Source organism: Cohnella rhizoplanae, from assembly GCF_948329515.1.
Taxonomy (GTDB): domain Bacteria; phylum Bacillota; class Bacilli; order Paenibacillales; family Paenibacillaceae; genus Cohnella; species Cohnella rhizoplanae.
On the sequence record NZ_CAOJCN010000008.1, the window covers coordinates 50920 to 66517 of the forward strand.

Consider the following 15598-nt stretch of genomic DNA (forward strand, 5'->3'; position numbering starts at 1 on the left):
GATACAGGAAAAAATGTCGATTTTTCTCCTCCCATTCTAGCAGGGGGTCTGGGATCACTTATGAATTACAAAGAAAACTTTAAGTTCGAGCGATTCGCGAAGAATTTACCACCGCTATTCACACATTTCTTTTCGTGATGCTATCATAAAGGAAACTACTCGTTTTTAGCGCATTTCGTAGATTGGGGTCGAATTCATATTGAGGCGCATTCTCCGACTCGGTTCTCGTTCTATCCTGCTTTATATAGCGATTGTCGTGGTTGTCGGTTTGGTCGCAAGCTATGCGCTCGTGTCTGCACCGGACTCCTCTAAGTTTCAAGGTGAAAAGGGCGTTCTGGATTTAACGCAAGCTCATGTCAGCGAGCATCCGATCAAGTTAAACGGAGAATGGGCGTTTTACTGGCAAGAGCTGCTGTCGCCGGCGGATATACGGAGCCGTACGGAACGAGGGGAACAGGTGAATCGATATATCGACATCCCCGGATCTTGGCTAGGCTACCCGTTGGACGGTCAATCGCTCAAAGGAGAAGGCTTTGCCACCTTTCGGCTGGTCATCCGCCTGAGCGAGCAGGATCGGAATGCGCGACTTGCGCTGCGGCTGCCTACCATTTTCCATGCGTATCGGTTATGGGTAAATGGAGAACGGCTGGCCGAAGTCGGCGTGATGGGTCGGGACAAGAGCGGCGTGACGCCGCGTCTGTCTACGAAGCTGGTGTTCTTCCAGCCTGCAGACAACACAGTAGAACTGGTTATGCAGGTAGCGAACTTCCATCATAAGCGGGGCGGCATCACCAAATATATAGAGCTCGGCGGCAGCGATGCGTTAACGGTCAGGAAAAATCTGAGCGTTGCCTCAGGGATGTTCATAACGGCAAGCCTGCTGGTGATCGGCTTGTATAATCTGCTGTTGTTCGTGCAGCGACGCAAGGACAAGGCGACGTTGTATTTTGGTCTGTTCAGCCTGTTGTTCGGTATCCGGTCCTTGCTGGTCGGCGAGCTCATGCTTACGCAATGGTTTCCTTATTTCCCGTGGGAACTGCAGTTCAAGATCGAATATCTGATTCTTTGCGTCAGCGGCTATATCATCACCATGTATTTTGATTGCATCTTCCCGAATTATGTGTCGCGATGGTTTCGTCTTGGCAGCCGGATCGCGACCGGCGCGCTCTGTCTGGTCGTTGCGGCGACCCCTGCGCTCATCTATTCCAAAATGTTACTGGTGATCGGCGCGATCGTTGTTCTCCACATGGTGTACCTGATGGCCGGCCTGGTTCAAGCGGCGGTGCGGCGCAAGGAGGGAGCGCTATCCTTCCTTGTGGTGTCGGTAATTACGCTAGTTACGGTGATCGACGACTTTTTATATTTCAACGGTTCGTCCCCGGTCGGAAATACATCTCCGCTTGGTCTGTTGATATTTACGATCGCCCAGATGATGCTGCTTTCTTCTAGATTTACGAGGGCGGCATCGAACGAGGAGCGGATCGCACGCGAGCTGCAGGACGCGAACAACAAGCTGACCGAGATGAACGCGAATTTGGAACGGACCGTGCACGAACGCACGCAGGCCTTGTCCGAAGCCCACGATGATCTCCGCACCTCGTATGACCGGCTGCTTCATTCCGAGCAAGGGCGGAAGAAGCTCCTTGCCTATATTACGCATGACCTGCGCATGCCGCTGTCCAGCATGCTTGGTTATGTAGAGGCCGTACAGGACAAGGTCAAGCCGGAACGTAACGAACAGTACCTGAAGTATATCCAGGATAACACGATCAGGATTAACCGCATGATCGAGGAGCTGTCCTTCCTGTCGCATTTGGAGACGGGACAAGTCTCGTACCGAATGGAGCAGGTTCCTGTACTTTGCTTCTTGCGCGGTTTTTTTGAACAGTATGAGCTGGTCGTACGCGACGCAGGGTTGGATTTTAGGCTGGATACCGGAAATACGGAAGAATACCGGACTCATTTGCCCGTTGTCGAGATGGATGCGCAAAGATTAGATCAGGCTTTGTTTAATCTGGTGTCGAACGCGATGAAATTCACCGCCAGAGGCGGGCTGGTGCGTCTTGCGCTGACTGTAGACGAGGTCCAGGGTACCCGCTATGCGATCATTAGCGTACAAGATTCCGGTACGGGTATTCCCGCGGATCAGCTCGAGCAAATCTTCGACCGCAATTATAAGTATGATCGACCGGGCGCGGAGAAGGACATCGAGGGCAGCGGGCTCGGGCTGGCCATTTGCAGGGAAATCGTACAGGCGCATGGCGGGACGGTACGAGGGGAGAGCGACGGCAAGACGGGGTCGATCTTCTATGTATCGCTTCCTTGCACTGTAAATGAAGGAAGGTGACGATGTGGCGGACACGCATAAAATCATGATCGTCGATGATGATCCCCATATTTGCGAGATTGTCCAGGTGTATTGCGAGCGGGAGGGTTTCCTGTCCGCCTACAGTCATAGCGGGACAGACGCCATGAAGCTGCTTGTGTCCTTCGAGCCGGATTTGATTGTACTGGATGTCCTCTTGGCTAATGAAAACGGCATTGACTGGTGCAGGAACGCACGCAGCCGCACGAATGCGCCGATCGTTTTTCTGAGCAGCCGTGAAGAAGACGAAGTGAAAATCAGCGCCTTATCCGATGGCGGCGACGATTATGTGACCAAGCCGTTCAGTCCGGGCGTACTCATGGCCAAGATCAAAGCTCACCTTCGCAGAGTGTCGAAGGGCAGAAGAGAACAACTGCTGGAGCTGCCGGGTTTGACGCTGGATTTCTACGCCCAGACCGTCAACATGGGCAGCGGACCCACCTTTTTATCGAAAAAAGAGTTCAATCTACTGTCCTACATGGCACAAAATGTGAATCGTGTCGTAAGTGCCGATACGTTGTTCCAGCTCATCTGGGGAATGGAGAGCTTGGAGGATACGAGAACGGTCGCCGTACACATCAGCAATTTACGCAAAAAAATCGAGGCCGACACCGCCAATCCCGAGAGAATCATTACGATTCGGGGGAGCGGATATATGCTGGTTGCAGGCAGTGCGCTGCACGCGCGACCATAGTGTTAAGCTTGTAGCCTAAATAAAGCGAAATCCTGGAAGACAGTCTGAGGGCTCAACGCATTCCGGCTTCTGTCCTATCCTGTACCAGCAAAGCTACGCACTCCACATGCGTCGTATGCGGAAACATATCGACCGGCTGCACTTCTACCGTCCGATAGCCGCCATCTTCAAGCACGCGCAGATCGCGCGCAAGCGTGGCCGGGTCGCAGGAGACATACACGATGCGCGTCGGTCGAAGCTCCAGCATCGTAGCGAGCAGCGCCGGATCGCACCCTTTGCGCGGGGGATCGACGACGATCACGTCCGGGGCGACGCCTTCGGCTTGCCACTGCGGCATGACGACTTCGGCCGGGCCGACGGCGAATTCGGCGTTGGCGATGTGGTTGAGCAGCGCGTTGCGGCGGGCGTCCTCGATGGCTTCGGGGATGATCTCGACGCCGTAGACGCGGCGGGCATGGCGGGCGAGAAACAGGGTTATCGTACCGATGCCGCAGTAGGCGTCGATAACGGTCTCTTCGCCGGTGAGGCCGGCGTAGTCGACGGCGGTCCGGTAGAGGCGTTCGGTCTGGGTCGGGTTGACCTGGAAAAAGGAGCGCGCGGAGATGGCGAAGCTGATGCCGCCGATCTCGTCATAGATGACGTCGTTGCCCCAGAGGACGCGGGTCTCTTCGCCGAATATCTGAGAGGTCGTACCGGTGTTGATGTTTTGGCAGATGCTCGCGACGCCCGGGATGTCCTCGCGGATGAGTCCCGTGAGTTCGTCCGCGTGCGGCAGGTCGCGGCCGTTGGTGATGAGCACGACCATCCGCTGGCCGGTCGCTTCGGCGTGGCGTACGACGACATGGCGAAGCAGACCGCGTCCGGTGGCGCGGTCGTAGGCGGCGTAGCCGAGAGACCGGGCGATGCGCTTGACGGCGCGCACGGTCTCTTCGTTCTGCTCCTGCTGAATGAGGCAGGCCTCCATGTCCACGACCTGGTGGCTGCCCTGCTCGAAGAAGCCGCCGATGAGTCCGTGGCCGCCGATGCCGGCCGCCATGGGGACCTGCGCCTTGTTGCGGTAGCGCCAAGGCTCGTCCATCCCGATGACGGGATGGACGACGACCGGCGCGCGACCCGCTGCAGGCGCGCTCTCGCGGACGCCGCTTCGCCCGGCGTCCACGGACCTGGAGCCGCCGGCCCCCGCGGCGGCTCCGCCTGATTGGCCGCCCGCCTCGCCGGCGGCGGCCTCCTCCAGCGGCGCGACCGGCAGCTTGCCGATGCGCGCCAGCACGCCCGCGACGTGCTCCCGCTTCCAGCGGAGCTGCGCCGCGTAGCCCCAATGCTGCAGCTGGCAGCCGCCGCATGCCTCATAGATCGCGCACGGCGCCGCGATGCGGTCCGGGCTCGCCGCGACGAGCGCGGCCATGCGCGCGCGTCCGAACGACTTGCCGATGCTCTGCACCTCGGCCTGCACCCGGTCGCCCGGCACCGCGCCGGACACAAATAGGGCGTAGCCCTCGACCCGGCCTACACCCTGTCCCTCATGCGTCATCCCGACGATGTCGATGACGACGGAATCGCCGACCGCGACCGGCACGCCCGCGATCTGGCGCGGCGCCTCGCCCTGACGGCGATCCCGCGCACCGCGAGCCTGCTGCGGTTGTCCTTGCGGCCGCCCGCCGCCCGCACCAGCCGCGGCTCCGCGGCCGCCAGGCTTGCCGCCCCGATCCGCCGCTCCGCTCCGCGAGCCGCCGCGCCTAACCTTGTCTCGCACGCCGCTCCGCTCGCCGCTCGATCCGCGCTTATCCTTGTCACTCATGCTGCCCAGCCCCGTTCATAAGTTCCGCTTCTATCTAACGTTCCTATTTAAATAGTAACGATCCGTCAGTGATACTTCGTCTCGCCAAGCTCATCCATAATGATCTGCACATGCCCGGGCAGCATCGTAAACGTCCGCGCCATCTGCCCGCCGTACTCGCCGTCGAGGTTCAGGTGCAGGCTCTCCGTGTCGGACTCGACCGTGACCCGGTTCGTCTGGAACATCGTAATGTGCGAATCCTGCAGATGCTCGCCCCGCATGGCCAGCGTCGCGATGCGGATGAACTCCCCGAGGTTGCATTTGCGCATGAGCAGCACGTCGAACATGCCGTCGCTCGCCGAGGCGCTCGGCGCGAGCTTCTCGAAGCCGCCGACGGAGTTGCTGTTGGCGATCAGCATGAGCATGTATTCGTCCTCGAACTCGCCGACGCCGTCCATCGCGATCTTCATATGGAAGGAGCGCAGCCGCGCGATCTTCTCGAAGCCTCTTATGTAATAGGCCAGATTCCCGATCATTGTCTTGAGCTTGCTCGGCACCTCGTAGGAGAGTTCGGTCAGCGAGCCGCCGCCCGCGATATTAATGAAGTATTTGCCATCCGCTTGGCCGATATCCACCGGCTTCGCATAGCGTCTGACGATGAGGTCGCAGGCCTCGTCCCACTTCTTCGGAATACCGTGCGCTCTGGCAAAATCGTTGGTCGTCCCTACCGGCAGAATGCCGATGACAGGACGCCGTTCGTGAGGGGCGATGCCGCTGATCACCTCGTTCAGCGTGCCGTCGCCGCCCGCCGCGATGACGATGTCGAAGCCCCGCTCCACCGCCTCGGACGCAGCCTTAACCGCATCGCCCTCCGACTCGGTCGCATGACAGGACGTCTCGATCCCGCCCCGCTCGAGCCGCTGCAGGATCTGCGGCAGCCTCCGGCGCATCTCCTCGCGGCCCGAGGTCGGGTTATAGATCAACCGAGCTCTCACAATATCCAACTGGAATCCCCTCTTCTATAGCTCTATATAGGTATAAGTGCTTTTCCGTTCCGTTTCCATCTTTACTTATTCATGCTAGCGAATCGTCAAGCCAATGTCAACGCGGCCCGGCGGCTTCCGGCGACGGTTTTTTCATCTGACAAGAGTCTGACATGGTGCCGCAAAAAAACGCCGCTTGCGCCACAAGCGGCGTTGCATGAATTTACAATTGTCGACGGATTATGAAGAGGTCGCGGTCTCATATCCTCCCAGCCAGGTCCGTACCCGACGCGCGATCCAATCGCTGACCAGCGGGTGCGGCAGCAGCGCACCCTCGGCGTAGTCGATGTCCTGCCCCGCGAGCCGATTCGGCACGGCCGACGAGGTGAAGTACCCTTCGCCCAGGAAAACGGGTACGGCCAGCAGCCGCGCCTCCGGATGGCGCTCGCGCAAGCCCGCGATCCGCGCCGCAGGCTCGTCCGGCCGCAGCAGCGCCGCATCCGCGCCCGCATAGCCGCCGATGCGCGCGAGCTCCGCCGCCAGCCCCTCGAGCTCCCGGCGCCACGCTTCATAGAACCATGGCTCGTCGCTGCCGTGGCCGATGAGCAGCACGCACTCCGCCGCCGGCTCGCGCGACCGGGCGCCGAGCTTATCCGCCAGTACGCGCGCGATCTCCGAATCGCTGCCGATGGGCTGACCGTAAGTGAGGCGCGCCGCGACCTCGACGGGCTCCAGATCCGTCTCGCGCCGCGGCTCCGCGTAGGCGCCGAGCGCCCAGCCGATCTCGTGGACATGCGTGCTGCCCGACGAGACGAACAGCGGCAGCGCATAGATGTCCGTAACGCCCTGCGATTCCAGCTCGCGTACGCCGTCCTGGATCAGCCGGCCTTCGACCAGCTCCAGATAGGCGGCCGCAATCGGCAGCTCGGCGGGCAGCTTGGCCCTCGCCTCGGCGACGGCCTGCTCCACCTGCGCCACCCAGCCCGGCTCGCGGGAGCCATGGCTGATGACCAGCACCCCGGGCCGCACGACCGCTTCCGCCGCGCCTTCTTCTCGTTCCCGCGCCCCCGACGGCGCTTTTCCCTTTTCGCCCACCAGATCCTGCATCCCGCTTCCGTTCCTCCCGGCCTGAACGCTATTCCCTTCATGCTATCCAACGCCGGCGCCGGTGTCAACGAAGAGACGGGATACGCTCACGAGGCGCCGACTCTCTCAGAACACTCGCATCTTGCGGACTCGCATGACAGGCATCGACCTCGGAGGGAGCAAACGCCGCTTACTCGTCCTTGAACGCAATATACTGAGGCAGCTTCTCGAACTCGCTTCCTGCGAGTCCGCCGTTGTCGTAGATCGCGAGCCTCCATGCGCCTGCGGGCACCGCCGTGTCCGCCGGAATCTCGAAGTATCGGCTCTCGCCCTCCACCACGTCGATCGCCGCGCCGATCGGCTGCTGCCACTCGTCCACGAAGAAGAGCGCCGCCCCGTAATCCGGGAACCGCGGCTTGACGTACACCGTGCCGCCGATCTTCCCCTTCGCCGCATCGGTATCGGCGAACAGCGGGTCGGGGTCGCCGCCGACCGGAATATAGACCGCCGCCGACGTGCCCCCGTCCCGCACCGCGTAGATGGCGATGCTGCTCACGTCCTTCAGCGGGAACTCCGGCAGCGCGAGGCGATAAGCCTTGCCGTCGAACGGATAGTCGTTCGTCACGTCGGCGATCGGCTGGATCGGCACGCCGTCCGCATCCGCGCCGTAGACCACGTAGTTCACCGTCGTAGAGCTGTCCGCGTCGTACCAGCTGAGCTCGCCGGATACGCGCGTCTTGCCGCCGGAGAGGACCGGCTTGAAGTGAATATCAGACACGGGCGCGCTGGTAGAATTTACATCTCCCGGCACGACCCAGCTCGCCTCTTCATTCCGGATATCGTCGTAGGATTGCACCCGCGCGCTGGCGCTGTACTCGAAGATGCCGCCCTCGCGGTACGGCACGACCGATACTTCGCCGAGGATGTCGAGATCCCGCAATGCAAGCTTGTAGCGCCCGGTCGACGACTTCGCCACCTTCTCTTTGCCGCCCGGGTACTCGATCTGGTAGCCGTCGTAGTCCGTGCCGTCCGCCGGATCGGTCCAGCCGATCGACCCCGAAGCGCCCGCTGCCGGATCGGCGTCGCTGTACGTCAGTCCCCCGACCAGGTACGCGGGGTAATCCCGCAGCGACGCCTTCGCCACCGGCACGGCCGCGGACTTGCCGCTGTCCGACGCGTTGAAGACGCCTAGCGCCGCGGCTCTGGCGGTTACCTTCGTATCCTCGGGGATAACGAACGAATGCCGCTCCGCCGCGTATTTGCCGATCGCCTTCCCGTACCGCTTGCCTTTATCGTCGAGCAGATACGCCTCGTAGATCTTCGCCGCCGAAGCCCCGCTTTCGCTAATATATATAATGCCGCCGATCTCCCCCGCCTGCGCGTCCCGGTCCTGGAACGAAGCCGACACCGTCGCGGTCGCCTTCGCCGTCCCCTTTCCCGTTGACGCCGCGTGCGCGGAGCCTGCCGACAGTCCGACCGACCCGGTGACCATGAACCCCAAGAGAGCGATGCCGATAGCGCGCAATTCCCGATACATGTGCGTCCCCCTAGTTGCAAGATTTACAGACTCTACATGTATTAAACCGATATTTCCGGCGTTAATCGGCGAGCTGATGGCCAATAGGAAGCGTCTGCCTACCATCGATAAGCGAGAAATCAATGCGGGACAAGCAGTAAAAGTCCGCTGCAAGATGCGCATATAGCGTTAGAAAGTGGAAATCAACGCTCTCTCGAACGCAAAAAAGCAGAGCGCCGATGGCGCTCTGCCGTTCCTGCCCATTCGTTTACAACGTCCCGTTAATATAACCCGCCTTCACCAGCAATCGGTGCGCCATGGCCGCCGTCTCCGCGCGGGTGATCCCCGCGCTCGGGTTCAGCTTGCCTCCGTTGCCTTGGGCGAGACCGGCGTCGACGACGGACGCGACCGCGTCCCTCGCCCAGGCGCCGATGCTGCCGGCATCCGCGAATCCGCTCAGAACGTCGCCGGCGGCGCGGCCGCTACCTGCCCCGAGGTCGGCCAACTTCATCGCGCGGGCGAGCATCGCCATCGCTTCTTGCCTGGTGATCGGAGCGCCAGGCTTGAATGTACCGTCGCTATAACCGCCCGCGATCCCGTAGGAAGCCGCGATTCGAACCGCTCCCCCGTACCAACTGCCGTCCGGTATGTCGGCGTAGGCAGCCGCGACTCCCGTTCCCTGCTCGACATGCAGTCCCAGCCCTCTTGTCAGGATCGAGACGAACTCGGCGCGCGTGACGCCGCGATTCGGTTCGAACGCCGTTGCCGTCGCGCCGTTCACGACCAGCCTGGAGGCCAGATCGTTCACGTCGTCGCGGCTCCAATGAGAGGCCACGTCGGCGAAGGCCTTCGGGTGCCAGATCACCGTATATTCGCTATTCGTCAGGCTGCGGATCGTCGCATAATATTTCCCTTCTTTTTGCGAGACGATCGTCGGCACATGCGAGACCGTACCGTCATCGTTCAGCACGACGCCCGTCGTGATGCGAGCCGGGTCGACGCCGTCGGGCAGCGCCACGGTCCGCTCGACGTAACTGCTGAACCGGTTGACGGCGATGACTTTGCCCGCATGAGAGGCATAGACCTCAAAGCTCACGGGCTTCGCCACCTGGGAAGCGCCGGCGTTTTGCGCAGCCTGCTCTATCTTCTCGATCGCCGAGTCATCAGGGTCGGCGATGCGGACGCTGATCTCGATATCCTGCAGGGCGATGTCCTTGCCGATCTGCGAGGCGATGGCATCGATGCGGATCTGCGAGGCTGGCAGCGTGTACCCGCCCTTGTCCGTTTCGATCTGCAGAACCGCTTCCTTGCTCTCCATCGTTTTCACCAGCTTGCCGTTCAGCTTAGAGACGATGAGGCCGGATGCATCGCCGCGCGCGTCCAGGAGCAGCGTTTTCGTCTCGTTGCCGGCGATGCGCGCCTCTACGGCATCGTTATCTACGGCGATGTTCGCCACATCGCGGCCGTCAATCTTATCCCGCGTGACGGTCGCCGACTTCGGCTGGACTTGCCCGTCGATATAGACCTTCAGATCCGCGGCAGCAGGCGCCGCGCTGCTTGGGCTGCTGACGCTCAGCCGGCCGGCTTCGACGCTGACCGTCAGCGCATTCGGCTTGTTCCCGACGAACGTGCCGCCGGTGAACGACAGGTTCTCCGCGCTCGCTGCGTCGACGGACAAGGTCTGGCTGCCTGTTTGGTTCTTGGCTTCAACTTTGATCTCGAACAGCGTCTGCTCGGACGCGATCGGATGCTCCGCTTCGCTGCCCGTGCTCGGATCGATCCAGGCGGCCCGCAGCCATCCTGCGGCATTGTCGAAGCTCGATTGGATGCAGCCCTGCGCGTCGGTCAGGCATGCCGCTTCGTCGGCGTTGCCGTATTCCGGCGTGACGGATACGACCTCAACCGCTTTGGGATCGTAGTCGATCTGTACGTTGTACGAGGCGATCGCCTTTTCCGTCTTGACCGAGACCGGAATGGTCGTCGTGCTGCCGGTCGTTACGGATGCTTGTCCGATGACGAGCCGCACGTCGGCAGACGCCGGCTCGGCCGAAGCCGTGCCGTAGAAGCCTACAGGAATGCCCAGGAGCAGGGTCAAGACGAACAGCGCCGCCCGGAGAGCGGGGGACATACGATTGCGTGTGCTCATGGTGAACCTCCGTTATGTTAGTATCCTGTTGTTAAAATGGAACGCCGTTTAGCGTTAAGTTAGTTTGTATGGGTTCCGAAATACTGCAGCGTACCCTTCGGGAAGCTGTTCCACTGTCCCAGCTGGAACTTCGGCGAGCCGCCGAACGTCTGCGGTTTGCGAATAATCGTGCCGCCGCTCGCCATGAACTTGAGATCCGTCGTCGCGGTCGGATCGCCCAGCACGTCGATTACCTTCCCGCTTCCGTCCTTGAGGACGATCGCCGTCACGGAGAAGCTGTTCGGATTGTACAGGTCCAGCTCGTCGTTAAAGTACCAGATGTTCATGATATCCATCGCGTCGTAGAAGATCGTATCGATATAGATAAACGGCATGTTCGGAATGATTTTCAGAATCGGAACGGTCGTCGTCGAGATCTGCTGCGTCGCTTTCATGTATTTGTATACGACGACGCTGTAGCCGGTCGCTTCCTGAGCGGACGTGTTGAATAACTCGAGCGCGATCCGTCCGTCTCCGGCATCCAGATATTGCGAAAAGTAAGGACCCGGAATCTCCTCGATCGTCCTGAACCACCAGTCGGTATTCGCGCTCATAGCCGGGCTGGCAGAGCCGTCCGCGCTCGCGAACGCGCCGGCTTCCATGGTCACGTAATACTCCGTCAGATTGTTCAGCATGTTCGGCTGAATGGTGACCGTCGCCCCGCTGATCGTCACTTTGGAAGAATCGTTCGCCGAGATGTTCTGCAAAAGGAAACCGTCCGATCTTCGGATCATCCGGATCGTCTTCCCCGGTACCGCCGTGACGGCCTTGTCGAACGTAAGACTGAGCGTGCCCCGCTTGTCCGCGTCCGTCGCGCCAACGGCCGGGGTGCGGCTCGCGATAGACAGCACGCGAGGCTTGGCCGTGATCGTCATGGCATCCGACGTGATCGTCTTGCCGCTCGCAAGTCCCGACGGCAGCACGGTCACGCTGAAGTCGGTCACGTCCGCGCCCATCGGCGTATCGTCGTAATCGAGACTGAGCATCAAGGTCTGATCGTCGATCTTGTCCGCGCTCAGGATGGTCACGCCTGCAGGGGCATGATTTAATTGAAGGTTCGCTTTATCGAAAACCTCATTGGAACCCGCATCCAGATCGTAGCGGAACTGGTCGCCCGTAATCGTAAGAAGCAGAATGGCGCCTCCGTCCGCGCTCATCTGCGCTTCGGTGAAGTCCGCAACGTTCTCCGCCCCGAAGACGCGCGAGTCCGCGGTGACGAACCGCCATGCGGTCTTGCCGCTGATCCCTGCGAAGGGATTGCCTGTCATGTCGGCGATCGCGCCCGGCTCCACATTGACGTAATACGACGTCGCGTCGTCGAGCCCATCGTGCGCGATCGAGAGCGTCTTGCCGCTGACCGTCACGTTCGCCAGGTCGGACGCATCGAACTCGGCGAACAGGCTGTCGTCGGCCGCATAGCGAATCGCGATTTTCTTGCCGCTCACGGCTTTGATATTTTCGTTGAACGTAATCCGGATGTCGTCGGCGAGGCTCACGCCCGTCGCCTGATCGGACGGCGTCAGCGAAGCGATGACCGGCGCAGCCGTATCCGGCGTCGTGAACGTCCAGCCGGAGCTGCCTGCGTAGCCTGCGAAGCCGTTGCCGGCCGAATCCCGGAAAGCCCCGCTTGCAATCTCGATGTAGTAGCCCGTCTCGCTTGAGAGACCCGGATTGCGAATCGTCGCTTGCGTACCGCTGATCGTGACCTTGGACGTATCTCCGACCGTATAAGAGGCTACAACGCCGTCATCCGATGCCCGCTTAATCGCGATCGTACCGCTATTCGCAACGACCGGCTCGCTGAACTCGATAACGAAGTCCGCGGTCAAGCTGACGCCCGTCGCCTGCTGAACGGGGCTTAGCGTCTCGGCCGTCGGCGCGATCGTATCCGGCGTGGCGAAGCGCCAGCCCGTTTTACTCGCGATTCCCGCGTACGCGTTGCCCTCCGCATCTTCGAATGCGCCTGCATCGACTTTTACGTAGTAGGCCGTATTCTCGTTCAATTGCAGGTTTTTCAGTTGGACCTGGTTCCCCTTCACGACCGCGCGATCGGTATCGGCCGCGTCGATCTTGACGGCTTCCGAGTCGTCAGCGGCGTTGTACACGGTTATATACTTACCGCTGCCGGCCTGAACATTTTCGCTCAAGGTCAGCGTCAGATCGAGGTCCTTGCCGACCGTCACGGCGCCGTCGACCGGCGTCCTCGACGTCAGCGTCGGCGCGATCGTATCCGGGGTCGTGAACGACCAGGCGCTCGAGCCGTTGATGGCCGGAGCCGCATTGCCCGCCAGGTCGGCGAAGGCGCCGGCCGGTACGTCCACGTAGTACGCGGCGTTGTCGCTTAGACCCGGGTTCTGAATAGTGACCGTGCCTCCGCTAATGGATACGTGCGACGAATCTTCAGCCAGGAAAATGGCCAGCGGCATCGACGGCGAAGCCGCGTCGTAGATCTTGATGACATGTCCAGCCACCGCCTTCATCGCTTCGTTATACGTGAGCGTGAGATCGCCCGCTGCGCTCGCGCGCGCGGCCAGATGAACCGGCGACAGCGCGTTCAGCGCAGGCGGTACCGTATCCGGCACGGTGAACGTCCATTCCGAGGCAAGACCCGCGAACGCGTTGTCCGATAGGTCTGCGAACGCGCCGTCGTCCACCCGTACCTCGTAGCTCTCCGCCTCGGCCAGATTCGGGTGCTTGATCGTCACTGTCGAGCCGCTCACCTCGACGTTCGAAGTAGCCGTGACGACGTTGTACGTCAGGAGCGGCTCCACGTTGCCCTGCTTGTAGATCTCGACCTTTTTGCCCGCGACCGCCTTAACCGGCTCGTTAAATGTCAGCACGATATCGGCGTCCTTCAGCACGTTCAACGCACCGGGGGACGGCGACTTCGTCGTCAGCGTCGGCGCCGTAGTATCGGGCGTCAAGAATGTCCACGTCGTGCTGCCGTTCGTGCCCGCGTAGGCATTGCCCGCCAGATCGACGATCGCCGTCGGCTCGATCTCGACGTAATACGCCGTCACGTCGGCGAGGCCAGGATTTTTGATCGTCACTTTATCGTTCGAGATCGTTACGTGCGCCGCATCATTCGCCTCGTAGGAAACGACCGCGCTGCTATCCGATACCTTGCGCAGCTTGATGCTGCCCGTGCCGGCCTTTACCTTTTCCGTGAACGTCATGACGAAGTCCGCCGCCATGTCGCCCTTCGCCACCGTTCCGGTCGGCGTCAGCGCGCCGGTCGCTGCTAGCGCCGGCGGCACCGTATCCGGCACCGTAAACGTCCAGCCCGAAGCCACGCCCGCGAACGCGTTGTCCGACAAGTCTGCGAACGCGCCGTCTTCCACCCGTACCTCGTAGCTCTCCGACTCGTCCAGGTTCGGGTGCTTGATCGTTACCGTCGTGCCGCTTACCTCGACGTTCGAGGTATCCGTAACGACGTTGTACGTCAAGAGCGGATCCTGGCTGCCCTGCTTGTAAATTTCGATATGCTTGCCTGTGACCGCCTTTACCGGTTCGTTGAACGTCAGTACCAGATCGGCGCCCTTCAGTACGTTAGCAGCACCGGCCGCAGGCGACTTCGTCGTCAACGTCGGCGCCGTCGTGTCCGGCGTCTGGAACGTCCACGTCGCGCTGCCGTTCATGCCCGCATACGCGTTGCCGGCCAGGTCGACGATCGCCGTCGGCTCGACCTCGACGTAATACGCCGTCACGTCGGCGAGGCCAGGATTTTTGATCGTCACTTTATCGTTCGAGATCGTCACGTGCGCCGCGTCATTCGCCTCGTAAGAGACGACCTCGCTGTCGTCCGACACTTTACGCAGCTTGATGCTGCCCGCGCCGGCCTTTACCTTCTCCGTGAAAGTCATGACGAAGTCCGCCGCCATGTCGCCTTTTGCCACCGTTCCGGTCGGCGTCAGCGCATTCGCGGCTGTCAGCGCCGGCGGCGTCGTATCCGGCACGGCCCGTTCCGTCGACAGCGTCGCCGTCTCGCCGCGCGGCGCGCCCTCGGCGGCGATCGGCGTGATCTCCGCGAACAGGAAATACCCTGCGTCCTCGTTCTGAACGACATACGTTTGCTGAACCGCGCTCGCGATCGGGGCCATGTCCGAACCGTCGGCCGCTAGGCTTTTGTACCATTGGTATTCGCTGGCGCCCTCTGCGTCGCTTTCGACGTCGCCGTAAGTATAACCTGCCGTTAGCGTGCCGCCGGTCTTGAGCGTGCCCGTGAGCGCGGCGCCGGTTATGAACGGCGCATCGTTCGCTTCCTTGATATTCACGATATAAGTGACCGATTGAGGGCCGGTCTTGCCCACATAATTGGCGAGCAGCGCGGCCGCGTCCGCGCTCGTGACCTTGCCGTCCCGATTGATGTCCAGACGATTGATCTCTTCGTCGGAGAGAGAGGTTTTGCCATTGACGAGTTTCGTTATATAGAGAGCGTCGGCCGAGGTAACCAGTCCGTCGCCGGTCGTATCGCCGATCTTCGTAATGAGAAATTGAATATGATCGATAACGGGCGCCGCATCGTCCCGTTCCGCTTTAAGCTCGATATTCGCGGTGCCTGCTCCAATCACGGTGACCGACAATTTCCCATCAACGATCGAAGCAGTCGCCGATCCGCTGTCGGACGAAGCGGACAGTCGCATGCCCGGCTCCAACTGCCAAGCCGTGTGTCCCGCCAAGTCGATGGTCACCGTAGAACCGTTTATTGCGATCGGGGCGCCTGACGCGTTATTTCCCGCATAGCCGGCGACCCATTTGACGTCCAAGTTTTTTACTGGAGCAGCCAAAATCGCAGTCCCCGCAGCGTGTGCCGGACCGGTGCCCGTTAGCGGTGCCGCTCCCAGCAGGACGGATAACGTCAGAATCTGGCTTTTTCGTTGCCAGGTAGAAGGCTTGCCGGTAATCTTGTTGTCCATGATCCTCTTCCCTTCTCGTCGGAGCCATCTCGCGATGGATTCAAAGACATTAATCGGTATAGTTCGACAGAAAATG

Annotated in this window: 8 protein-coding genes; 2 read left to right on the forward strand and 6 right to left on the reverse strand. The window is 60.9% G+C overall.

Annotation, left to right across the window (positions count from 1 at the left end):
* Positions 1-199 precede the first annotated feature (199 nt).
* Together PQG80_RS13955 and PQG80_RS13960 are read left to right on the forward strand one after the other, a co-directional pair.
* Positions 200-2347, forward strand: coding sequence for an ATP-binding protein (locus PQG80_RS13955; protein WP_271751980.1), 2148 nt, complete (start codon positions 200-202; stop codon positions 2345-2347).
* A gap of 4 nt (positions 2348-2351) precedes the next feature.
* The gene (locus PQG80_RS13960) at positions 2352-3059 is read left to right on the forward strand and encodes a response regulator transcription factor (protein ID WP_271751981.1); all 708 of its coding nucleotides are present in this window, start codon (positions 2352-2354) and stop codon (positions 3057-3059) included.
* 52 nt (positions 3060-3111) lie between these two features.
* Here PQG80_RS13960 and rlmD read toward each other — a convergent pair whose 3' ends face one another.
* The 6 genes from rlmD to PQG80_RS13990 all read right to left on the reverse strand — a co-directional run bounded on the left by rlmD (position 3112) and on the right by PQG80_RS13990 (position 15522).
* The gene (gene rlmD, locus PQG80_RS13965; protein ID WP_271751982.1) at positions 3112-4857 is read right to left on the reverse strand and encodes a 23S rRNA (uracil(1939)-C(5))-methyltransferase RlmD; all 1746 of its coding nucleotides are present in this window, start codon (positions 4855-4857) and stop codon (positions 3112-3114) included.
* A 65-nt stretch (positions 4858-4922) separates the two neighbouring features.
* Entirely contained in the window at positions 4923-5840 is a 918-nt protein-coding gene (locus tag PQG80_RS13970) for a diacylglycerol kinase (protein WP_271751983.1), read from the reverse strand.
* 219 nt (positions 5841-6059) lie between these two features.
* The gene (locus PQG80_RS13975) at positions 6060-6926 is read right to left on the reverse strand and encodes a sirohydrochlorin chelatase (RefSeq protein WP_271751984.1); all 867 of its coding nucleotides are present in this window, start codon (positions 6924-6926) and stop codon (positions 6060-6062) included.
* 169 nt (positions 6927-7095) lie between these two features.
* Positions 7096-8442 carry a hypothetical protein gene (locus tag PQG80_RS13980; protein ID WP_271751985.1) on the reverse strand — a complete coding sequence of 449 codons (1347 nt, stop codon included), beginning with the start codon at positions 8440-8442 and terminating at the stop codon, positions 7096-7098.
* A gap of 247 nt (positions 8443-8689) precedes the next feature.
* Complete coding sequence (locus PQG80_RS13985; RefSeq protein WP_271751986.1) at positions 8690-10567, reverse strand: S-layer homology domain-containing protein; 1878 nt, start codon at positions 10565-10567, stop codon at positions 8690-8692.
* 59 nt (positions 10568-10626) lie between these two features.
* Entirely contained in the window at positions 10627-15522 is a 4896-nt protein-coding gene (locus tag PQG80_RS13990) for an Ig-like domain-containing protein (protein ID WP_271751987.1), read from the reverse strand.
* Positions 15523-15598 lie beyond the last annotated feature (76 nt).

Excerpts from the sequence above, each read along its gene's own strand:
- PQG80_RS13990 (WP_271751987.1), bottom strand. The coding sequence starts at position 15,522 with ATGGACAACAAGATTACCGGCAAGCCTTCTACCTGGCAACGAAAAAGC.
- PQG80_RS13985 (WP_271751986.1), bottom strand. The coding sequence starts at position 10,567 with ATGAGCACACGCAATCGTATGTCCCCCGCTCTCCGGGCGGCGCTGTTC.
- PQG80_RS13975 (WP_271751984.1), bottom strand. The coding sequence starts at position 6,926 with ATGCAGGATCTGGTGGGCGAAAAGGGAAAAGCGCCGTCGGGGGCGCGG.
- rlmD (WP_271751982.1), bottom strand. The coding sequence starts at position 4,857 with ATGAGTGACAAGGATAAGCGCGGATCGAGCGGCGAGCGGAGCGGCGTG.
- PQG80_RS13980 (WP_271751985.1), bottom strand. The coding sequence starts at position 8,442 with ATGTATCGGGAATTGCGCGCTATCGGCATCGCTCTCTTGGGGTTCATG.